Annotated in this window: 6 protein-coding genes and 1 pseudogene; 3 read left to right on the top strand and 4 right to left on the bottom strand. The window is 68.3% G+C overall.

Annotation, left to right across the window (positions count from 1 at the left end; translation table 11 throughout):
- Window positions 1–53: 53 nt before the first annotated feature.
- The 3 genes from B2284_RS02215 to B2284_RS02205 form a co-directional block, all read right to left on the bottom strand.
- Window positions 54–1,478: a cation:dicarboxylate symporter family transporter gene (locus B2284_RS02215; RefSeq protein ID WP_136788274.1), complete on the bottom strand. Its 1,425-nt coding sequence runs from the start codon at window positions 1,476–1,478 to the stop codon at window positions 54–56.
- Between the two features lie 172 nt (window positions 1,479–1,650).
- Window positions 1,651–2,784, bottom strand: a complete 1,134-nt coding sequence (locus B2284_RS02210) for a methyltransferase domain-containing protein (RefSeq protein WP_136788273.1) — start codon at window positions 2,782–2,784, stop codon at window positions 1,651–1,653.
- Between the two features lie 4 nt (window positions 2,785–2,788).
- Complete coding sequence (locus tag B2284_RS02205; RefSeq protein ID WP_074039250.1) at window positions 2,789–3,076, bottom strand: acylphosphatase; 288 nt, start codon at window positions 3,074–3,076, stop codon at window positions 2,789–2,791.
- 178 nt (window positions 3,077–3,254) lie between these two features.
- Between B2284_RS02205 and B2284_RS02195 the strand changes: the two are divergent.
- Both B2284_RS02195 and B2284_RS02190 read left to right on the top strand, forming a co-directional pair.
- Window positions 3,255–4,794: pseudogene (locus tag B2284_RS02195) on the top strand (sugar porter family MFS transporter).
- Between the two features lie 243 nt (window positions 4,795–5,037).
- A complete protein-coding gene (locus tag B2284_RS02190) occupies window positions 5,038–6,402 on the top strand; it encodes an FAD-dependent oxidoreductase (protein WP_115296247.1) in 1,365 nt (454 codons plus the stop codon).
- Window positions 6,403–6,530: 128 nt separating this feature from the next.
- Here B2284_RS02190 and B2284_RS02185 read toward each other — a convergent pair whose 3' ends face one another.
- Window positions 6,531–7,763: a S1C family serine protease gene (locus B2284_RS02185; protein WP_286697118.1), complete on the bottom strand. Its 1,233-nt coding sequence runs from the start codon at window positions 7,761–7,763 to the stop codon at window positions 6,531–6,533.
- 374 nt (window positions 7,764–8,137) lie between these two features.
- On the opposite strand from B2284_RS02185, the gene B2284_RS02180 reads away from it, so the two are divergent.
- A complete protein-coding gene (locus tag B2284_RS02180; protein ID WP_160126203.1) occupies window positions 8,138–8,707 on the top strand; it encodes a YetF domain-containing protein in 570 nt (189 codons plus the stop codon).
- The last annotated feature ends 19 nt before the right edge of the window (window positions 8,708–8,726 follow it).

Raw genomic sequence — 8,726 nt, 5'->3', positions numbered from 1 at the left:
TCCCCACCTCGAGGTGGGGACCCGCTCGTCATGGGTCGTGACGCTCGAAACCGTCAGTGCTGCGCGACGGGCGACGCGCCGCGCACGCCGGAGGAGTGCGGATCGTCCTCCATCGAGGAGTAGTCGAACGGGTCGCGCCCGCCGAGCACGTCACCGAGGCGCTCGCGGTCGATCGTCTTCGTCCACGTGCCGATCAGGACCGTCGCGACCGAGTTGCCCGCGAAGTTCGTCAGTGCGCGGGCCTCTGACATGAAGCGGTCGATGCCGACGATGAGGCCGACGCCGTCGACGAGTTCGGGCTTGTGGCTGCTGAGGCCGCCGGCGAGGGTGGCGAGACCGGCGCCGGTGACGCCGGCCGCACCCTTGGAGGCGACGATCATGAAGACGAGCAGGCCGATCTGTTCGCCGATCGACATGGGCATGTTCATCGCGTCGGCGATGAAGAGCGAACTCATCGTCAGGTAGATCGCGGTGCCGTCGAGGTTGAACGAGTACCCCGTCGGCACGACGATGCCGACGGTGGAGCGGTTGATGCCGGCGTGCTCCATCTTTGCCATGAGGTTCGGCAGCGCCGACTCCGACGACGATGTCGCGAGGATGAGGAGGAACTCGCGGCCGAGGTACTTGAACAGCTTCCAGATGTTGACGCGCGCGACGACCCACAGCAGCGCGCCGAGAATGACGAAGATGAACAGCGCGCACGTGACGTAGAAGCCCGCCATCAGTTTCGCCATCTCACCGACGGCCTTGGCGCCGGATTCACCGACGACGGCGGCCATCGCACCGAACGCGCCGATCGGGGCGAGCCACAGCACCATCGACAGCACGCGGAACACGATCTTCTGCATCGTGGCGATCGCACGCAGCGCGGGTTCGGCGGAGTCGCCGATGCGCTGGATGGCGAAGCCGACGAGCAGTGCGATGAACAGCACCTGCAGGACGCTGCCGGAGGTGAACGCGGAGAAGAACGTGTCGGGGATGATGCTCTTGAGGAAGTCGATGAACCCGCCCGACTTCTCGGCCGTCTTGACGTACTTGTCGGCCGATCCGTGCTTGACCGTCAGCCCGTGGCCCGGCTGGATGATGTTGCCGACGACGAGACCGATCGCAAGCGCGAACGTCGACATGGTGAGGAAGTAGGCGAGCGCCATGCCTCCTGCGCGCCCGACCGTCGCGGCCTTGCGGACGGAGCCGATGCCCAGCACGATCGTGCAGAAGATGACCGGCGTGATCATCATCTTGATGAGGCTGACGAACATCTCACCGAGCGGCTTCCAGGCCTTCGCCGCGTCCGGCGCGACGAGACCGAAGACGATGCCGGCGATGACGGCGACGATGACGCCGACGTAGAGGTAGTGGCTGCGATCCTTCTTGGGGGATGTCGCGGCCGTGGAGACCTCCGGCGGCGCGCCCTCGGCGGAACTGCGCGGTGGTGGCGTGGGCGACGACGATACGTCGTGGTCGTACTGATCCGGCACGGATGGCTCCCGATCTTGCGGCTGAACTGTGACGCCGTTCACCCTAGGGTGAAGATCAGACGAACCATGAGGTGGGGTGCCTCACACCGGATTTTGTGACGAAATCGATGCCGGCTGCGGGCGGGGGCGCTCTCGGGCTCCGGTCGACTACGAGTTCTGGCCGTGACTCAACTCACGCGGGCCGGCGTGACAGCAGCGCCGCGACCTCGGCGTGGTTGGTGTGCGGAAACATGTCGAACAGTCGCGCGGCCCGCACGTCGAAGCTCGGCATCGCGGCGAGATCGGCGGCGAGGCTCGTCGGGTTGCAGCTCGAGTAGATGACATGCGCGACGCAGCTGCGCTCGAGCGCGTCGGCGAGCGCTTCGATGCCGCGTCGCGGCGGGTTGACGACGACGAGATCCGGAACGTCGTGCTCGGGCATGACGAGGGTGCTCGCGTCGCCGACGTCGAACGTCACCGTCGCGTCCGACCCGGCTTCGGTGGCGCTGCGACGGGCGCTGTCGATGGCGCTCGGTTCGATCTCGACGCCGTGGACGCGGCGGGTGCCGTCCGCAAGATGGAGGGCGAAGCCGCCGACGCCGCAGTACAGGTCGAGCACCTGACGAGCGTCGACGTCGTCGGCCCACGCGCGCGCCTGGCGGTACAACGCCGCGGCGACATCGGTGTTCGTCTGGAAGAAGCTGCGGTGCTGCAGGTGCAGCGTCACGTCGCCGATCGGGGCGCGCAGCGTCTGCGTGGGCGTCAGGGCGATCTCGACGTCCCCCTCGACGACGGCCTTGTGCTCCGGATGGATGTTCGCAGAGACGGCGACGATCTGCGGCAGGCGGTCCGTCAGGGCGGGCAGGGCGGCGCTGAGTCGGTCGACTCCGTCATTGGTGCGCACGACGAAGCGGACGAGCAACTCGCCGTCAGTGTTGGTGGTGACGATGACGAACTTGAGCTCGCCCGTGCGCGCGTCGACGTCATAGGGCATGAGACGTGCGTAGGTGATGAACCCGGCGAGGTCGGGCACGACGTCCCAGATCGGCCGTTCCTGGATGGGGCACTCGCGCAGGTCGACGGCCGGGCGCCCGGGCAGTGCGAGCCCGAGCGTCGGAGCGTCGACGTGGCCGCCGACGGCGAGCTTCACCTTGTTGCGAAACGCGGTCGGGCGCGATGCGGCGGGGGAGAGCCATGCCTCGGGCGCCACTCGTGCGGCGAGGGCGTGCTCGACGGACGTCTGCTTGCGCGTGAGTTGCTCGTCGTACGGCACGGTCAGGTTCGTGCACGAGCGGCACGCACCGACGTCGAAATAGTGGCAGTGCACGCGCTCAGTGGCGGACGGTGAAGTCGTCGTAACCCTCGGGGGCGACGTCTCGCACCTCGACGTCGTCGACGGACGCCGCGGCGGGGCCGTCGTGGCACCAGTCCACGAGCGATTCGACGGCGTCCGGCGTACCCTCGGCGACGACGTGCACCGCGCCGTCATCGAGGTTCTCGACGTATCCGACGAGTCCCAGCGTGCGCGCCTGCTCGGCGCACGCGGCACGGTAGCTGACGCCCTGAACGGTGCCGGTGACGCGCAGATCGACCGCGCGGGACTGGTTCGAGACTGACATGCGCCTACGGTACGTCAGCGGCCCGCTGGCCTGCATCAGCGCCGCAAGTGGGGGCCGTGGCCGGGTCTCGGGTGCCGCGCCGGCCGGTTTCGCAGCCCGAACGCGCGTTGGATAGGTTCACTCTCGACCCTGGTTCCTCCTGTCGCGTCGCTGGGCAGGCCTCGAGAATGGATGGCGCATGTCCGACGGACCGGGTGCCGAGGGCGCCCCGAACGAGTTGACCGACGCCGAGCGTCGCCTCGGCGGCATCCCCGACGCAGCCCGCGACGACGACGTCAGCCCCGTTGAAGCGGAGCGTCTGGCGCGTCGACATGTGCTGCACGTGTCGTTCATCGCCGCGTTCGGCGGGCTGCTATACGGCTACGACACCGGCGTGATCTCGGGTGCGATGCTGCACGTCACCGAAGAGTTCCACATCAACGAGGAGCGCTTCGGCTCGGCGGCGCACAACATCACGGAGATCATCACCTCATCGATCCTGCTCGGCGCGGTGCTCGGTGCGCTGGGCACGAGCGTCATCGTCAAGAGGGGCGGGCGGCGCAAGGCGATCATCGGCATCGCGGCCGTGTTCGCGATCGGCGTCCTGCTCAGCGGCGCCGCTGAGCGACTGGTGGACGCTGTCGCTCGCGCGCGTCTTCCTCGGCCTCGCCGTGGGTGGCTCGACGATGGCGATCCCGACGTACATCTCGGAGCTCGCACCGCCCGCGAAGCGCGGCAGCTATGTGACGTTCTTCAACGTCGCGATCGGCGTCGGCATCCTCACCGCGAGCCTCGTCAACTACTTCGGCGACTCCGCGATCAGCTGGCGCGTCCGCATCGCCGCCGCTGTCGTGCCGGCGCTCGTGCTGCTCATCGGGATGAAGCCGTTGCCGGAGAGTCCACGCTGGCTGGTGCAGCAGGGGTTCGTCAACCCTGCTCGTCGGGTGCTGCGCTGGGTGCGTCCGAGCACGCGCGCGGTCGACGCGGAGATCGCCGAGATCAAGCGCACCTACCGCGAGGAGCAGCAGGCCTCCGGTGAGGGGGAGTGGCGAACCCTGTTCAGCGAGAAGTGGATTCGCCCGGCACTGTTCGCCGGCATCATGGTCGCGATCTTCACGCAGATCACCGGCTTGGAGATGATGATCTACTACACGCCGACGATCCTGAAGAACAACGTCGGCTTCTCCGACGACATGGCGCAGGCGGGCAACGTCGGCGTCGGCGTCGTCTATCTCGTCATGACGACGCTCGGTAAGTTCGTCGTCGACCGCATCGGGCGTCGCCGTCTCATGCTCGTCATGCTGCCCGGAGCCGCAGTGTCTATCGCCGCGTTCGGCATCGCGTTCTGGGTGACGAACGACGACCCGCCTGCGGGCGTCGCGCTCGCGCTCATCCTGTCCTTCATGTTCTTCCAGGCCGGCGGCATCCAGGTCGTCGGGTGGCTCATGGGTTCGGAGCTGTACCCGCTCAAGGTGCGTTCGGCGGCGACGGCGCTGCACGCGGCCGCGCTGTGGGGTTCGAACCTGCTCATCACGCTGACCGTCCTCACGCTCATCGACTGGCTGTCGCTGCCGGGCGCGATGATCTTCTACGCCGTCATCAACGTCATCGCCTGGGTGACGGTGTACTTCTTCGTTCCTGAGACGAAGGGTCGCAGCCTCGAAGAGATCGAGTCGAGCCTGCAGGACGGCACGTTCCTGCCACATCGTGGGCGCAAGCGCTCGCCCGCCGACGCCTGACGGCATCCCGCCGCAGACCGGCGCTCGTCTCGTGAGAGGCGAGCGCCGTTCGCGTCGTGGGGGATTGGTGCTGGACGTTAGGCAGACCTAACATGGCATGAGAAGCGTCGACGAACCGTTCGACAAGTAATGCCTGGTTATGTTTACGCTAACAACTCGTTCATGACGCCTGCCGGACATCACCCTGCCCGACGACGCCACCACCGCACGGCCGACGCCGTGCCACCTGCAGAAGGGGATTGCATGCGAGACCTTCGCGTCGCCGTAATCGGAGCCGGCCCGGCCGGCATCTACGCCTCGGACATCCTGACGAAGCAGCACGAGGGCGCGCGCGTCGACCTGTTCGACCGGCTGCCCGCACCGTACGGCCTCGTGCGCTATGGCGTGGCGCCCGACCACCCGCGCATCAAGGAGATCATCAAGGCGCTGCGTCGCGTGCTGTCGGGAGATCGCATCCGCTTCATCGGCAACGTCGACTACGGCACCGACCTCGACCTCGAACAGCTGCAGGAGCACTACGACGCCGTCATCTTCTCCACGGGCGCCTCGAGCGACCGACCGCTGGACATTCCCGGCATCGACCTCGACGGTAGCTTCGGCGCCGCAGACTTCGTCTCCTGGTACGACGGCCACCCCGACGTGCCGCGCGAATGGCCGCTGACGGCGCGCAAGGTCGCCGTCCTCGGCGCCGGCAACGTCGCCCTCGACGTCGCGCGCATGCTCGCCAAGCCCGCCGACGAGCAGCTGACGACCGAGATCCCGCAGAACGTCTACGACGGGTTGAAGGCGAACCAGGCGACGGAGGTGCACGTCTTCGCGCGCCGCGGCCCGGCGCAGTTGAAGTTCTCACCGATGGAGTTCCGCGAGCTGTCGCACAGCCCGAGCATCGACGTCATCGTGCACGAGGAGGGCTTCGAGATCGACGAGGCCGGCCAGGCCGCGATCAACGCGAGCAAGTCGACGAAGCTCGTCGTCAACACGCTGCTCAAGTACCTCGAGAACGAGCCGAGCGGCGCGCCGCACCAGATCCACCTGCACCTGTGCGAGGCGCCCGTCGAGATCCTCGGCGAGGACGGCCGCGTCGTCGGCCTGCGCACCGAGCACCAGGAGTTCAACGGCGACGCGACGACGCACGGCACGGGCGAGTTCCGCGACTGGGACGTGCAGGCCGTCTACCGCGCCGTCGGGTACTACAGTTCGCCGCTGCGCGACCTGCCCTTCGACGACGCCGCGGGCGTCGTGCCCAACGAGGCGGGCCGCGTGACGGACGTCAGCGGCGAGGTGATGCCGGCGACGTACGTGACGGGGTGGATCAAGCGCGGCCCCGTCGGGCTCATCGGGCACACGAAGTCGGATGCATCGGAGACCATTGCGTGCCTGCTCGAGGACCTCGACTCGCTGCCCACGCCCAGTGGCGGCGACCCGGACGCGCTGCTACGTCACCTGCTTGATTCGGGTGTCGAGATCACGCTCTGGGATCACTGGGAGCGTCTCGACGCCCACGAGATCGCCCTCGGCGAGAGCGCCGGCCGCGAGCGCGTCAAGGTCGTGTCCCGTGAGGACATGATCGCCGCCGGTCAGGCATACGCCGAGGATCTTGCGTCCTGACGAGCTGCTGACGGTGGCGCCCGGCCCGGCTGGATCGGGATGCAAGGGGGCGAGTTGCTCTCGTGCGTCCCGATGCCGGGCACGCGGGTCTCGAGATGGCGCAAGGCCACCTCGAGACCCGCGACGCGTCAGTTCGCGGTCGACTTCTGCAGCGTGACGGACGCCGTGTGCGACGCGCCGGAGGTGTCGCTCCACGTCACCTTCATCGTCGAGCCGGGGTAGCGGGTGCCCATGAGCGAGCTGAGGGAGTCGGTCGAGGTGACGGCCTTGCCGTCGAGGGCGGTGATCGTGTCACCCGCCGTCATCCCCGTGCTTGCGACAGCCGAGCCGTTCAGCACCTGCTGCACGACGACGCCGGTGTCGCTGGCGCCCCGCAACGACGAGCTCGGGACGACGGCCACGCCGAGGGCGGCCTTCGCGCCGATGTGATTCGTCGTCGTCTTGCGGCCGGCGAGGATGTCGTCGGCGATCGACTTGGCCTGCGTGATCGGGGTGGCGTACCCCTCGGCGTTGCTGCGCTGATAGCCGGTGAGCGAGTTCGTCGCGGATGCGGCGGTGTCGATTCCGACGACCTTGCCCGCGGCGTCGAACAGAGGCCCGCCGGAGTAGCCGCCGACGATGGGCGCGTTCGTCTGCACGAGGTTCGTCAGGTTCTCACCGGACGACAATGACCCCTGTTCGGAGGCGGTGATCGAGCGCCCCGTCGCCGTCACGATGCCGGAGGCGGCGTAGAGCACGCCCTCGCCGCCGCCTTGGCCGACGGCGAGAACCTCTTCGGCCGTCCTGACTCCGTCGGTGTCCAGAGTGACGGTATCGAGGTTCTTCGCACCGCTGAGCTTGAGCACGGCGACGTCGTGGGATTCGTCGTGCCCGACGACGCTCGCCGTGTATGACCCGCCGTTCGGGACGGTGACGCGGATCTGCGTCGAGCCGGAGACGACGTGGTAGTTCGTCAGGACGGTGCCATCGGCCGTGAGCACCATGCCGGAGCCCGCAGCCTCACCGCTCGAGGTGGCCACGTCGATCATGACGACGCCCTTGCTCTGAGCGGCGGTGGCGCGCGTCGTCGTTCCGCTGGATGACGCGCCACTGGCTTGCGCGCCGCCGTTCGACGGCGATGTGCTCGAGCCGTCGGGTGCGGTTTGCGGCGTCGAGGCGCCGCCCTGATCCGTGTCAGTGGATGAGCTGCCCGAATCGGTGGTGCTGCGAGCGCTGGCGGCGTCGAGCTGACTGCGCAGCTGACGTGTGACGGAGCCGGCGTCGAACGCGCTGAGGGAACCGTCGTGCACGCCGATCGCCAGGGGGGCGGCGATGGCGGCCGAGCATGCTGCGGTGAGGGCGACGAGGGCGGGGCTGCGCATGGGATGCTCCTTGGGGCGAGTGCTCGGGCTTGCGATGGTGTGCGTCCCTGGCGTCGCGATGTGTTGGCGCGAGGGCGACGGCGACGGCGGTGCGTCGACGTGTTGAGACCAAGTGAAGGTGACGCACCGTGGGGTCCGCTGTCGCCGACCTGTGGCGTCGCTGTGTCGGCTGACGCCCGTGCGGCAGGTGGTGGAGGGCGCGCAGCGCACGGCCGCGACGTTGCATGACTTTTGAGCATCTGCACGAGGAATGTGCGCGATATTCCTCGTGCAGATGCGCAGAACTCGTGCAGCTGCGCGCCGGGGCCGGCTCGGAACGGTATGAGGGGGTAGGAGACACTGGTCGCCGGGGGACAGGTGCGAAAGGGGGCGGTGTGAACATCTGGCCGCACATCGGCATCGGCGCCAGTGGCGTCGTCGGCGTCGTCGTCGCGACAGTGGTGCTGTACGCCGTCTTCGTCGCGATCCTGCATTTCTGGGGCGTACGGTATCTGGCGGCCGGTTCGACGATGTCCGTCGCCGTGTTCACCGTCCTCGGGGCGCTGTGCGCCCGCGCGATGCTGGGCAACTCGCCGACGTTGTGCGGTGCGCTCGTCGCGATGGCCACCCTGTTCGTCCTGGAGTTCGGTTTCGGACGGCTGCACGCGGTGATGTCGATGCGCAGCCACCGCGCCGCGGGCCGCGCCCGGGCGTGGGCCGTCATGATCGACGGGCGGGCACGCCCGGACGCCCTGCGCCACATCGGCCTCACCGCCGAGCGGTTGCACGAACGGTTGCGAGCCGGGGGAGTGCGGCACCTCGACGACGTCGCCCTCGCCGTCCTCGAACCGCGCGGCACGCTGACGGTCGTCCGGCGCGGCGAGAGCATCGACCCGCAGTTGCTGGTCGGGATCGCCGGGTTGCCGCCGGGATTCGGTGACGTCGATACGACCGGCGGCCGCTGAACACCCCTCGAGATCGGGT

This window comes from Dermacoccus sp. UBA1591 (genome assembly GCF_002322065.1).
Classification (GTDB): Bacteria; Actinomycetota; Actinomycetes; order Actinomycetales; family Dermatophilaceae; genus Dermacoccus; species Dermacoccus nishinomiyaensis.
This window is presented reverse-complemented; position numbering and strand designations above follow the sequence as displayed.

What these genes read in the sequence shown, in the direction of transcription:
- B2284_RS02185 (WP_286697118.1), bottom strand. Translation starts at nt 7,763, where the DNA reads ATGCGCAGCCCCGCCCTCGTCGCCCTCACCGCAGCATGCTCGGCCGCC.
- B2284_RS02190 (WP_115296247.1), top strand. Translation starts at nt 5,038, where the DNA reads ATGCGAGACCTTCGCGTCGCCGTAATCGGAGCCGGCCCGGCCGGCATC.
- B2284_RS02205 (WP_074039250.1), bottom strand. Translation starts at nt 3,076, where the DNA reads ATGTCAGTCTCGAACCAGTCCCGCGCGGTCGATCTGCGCGTCACCGGC.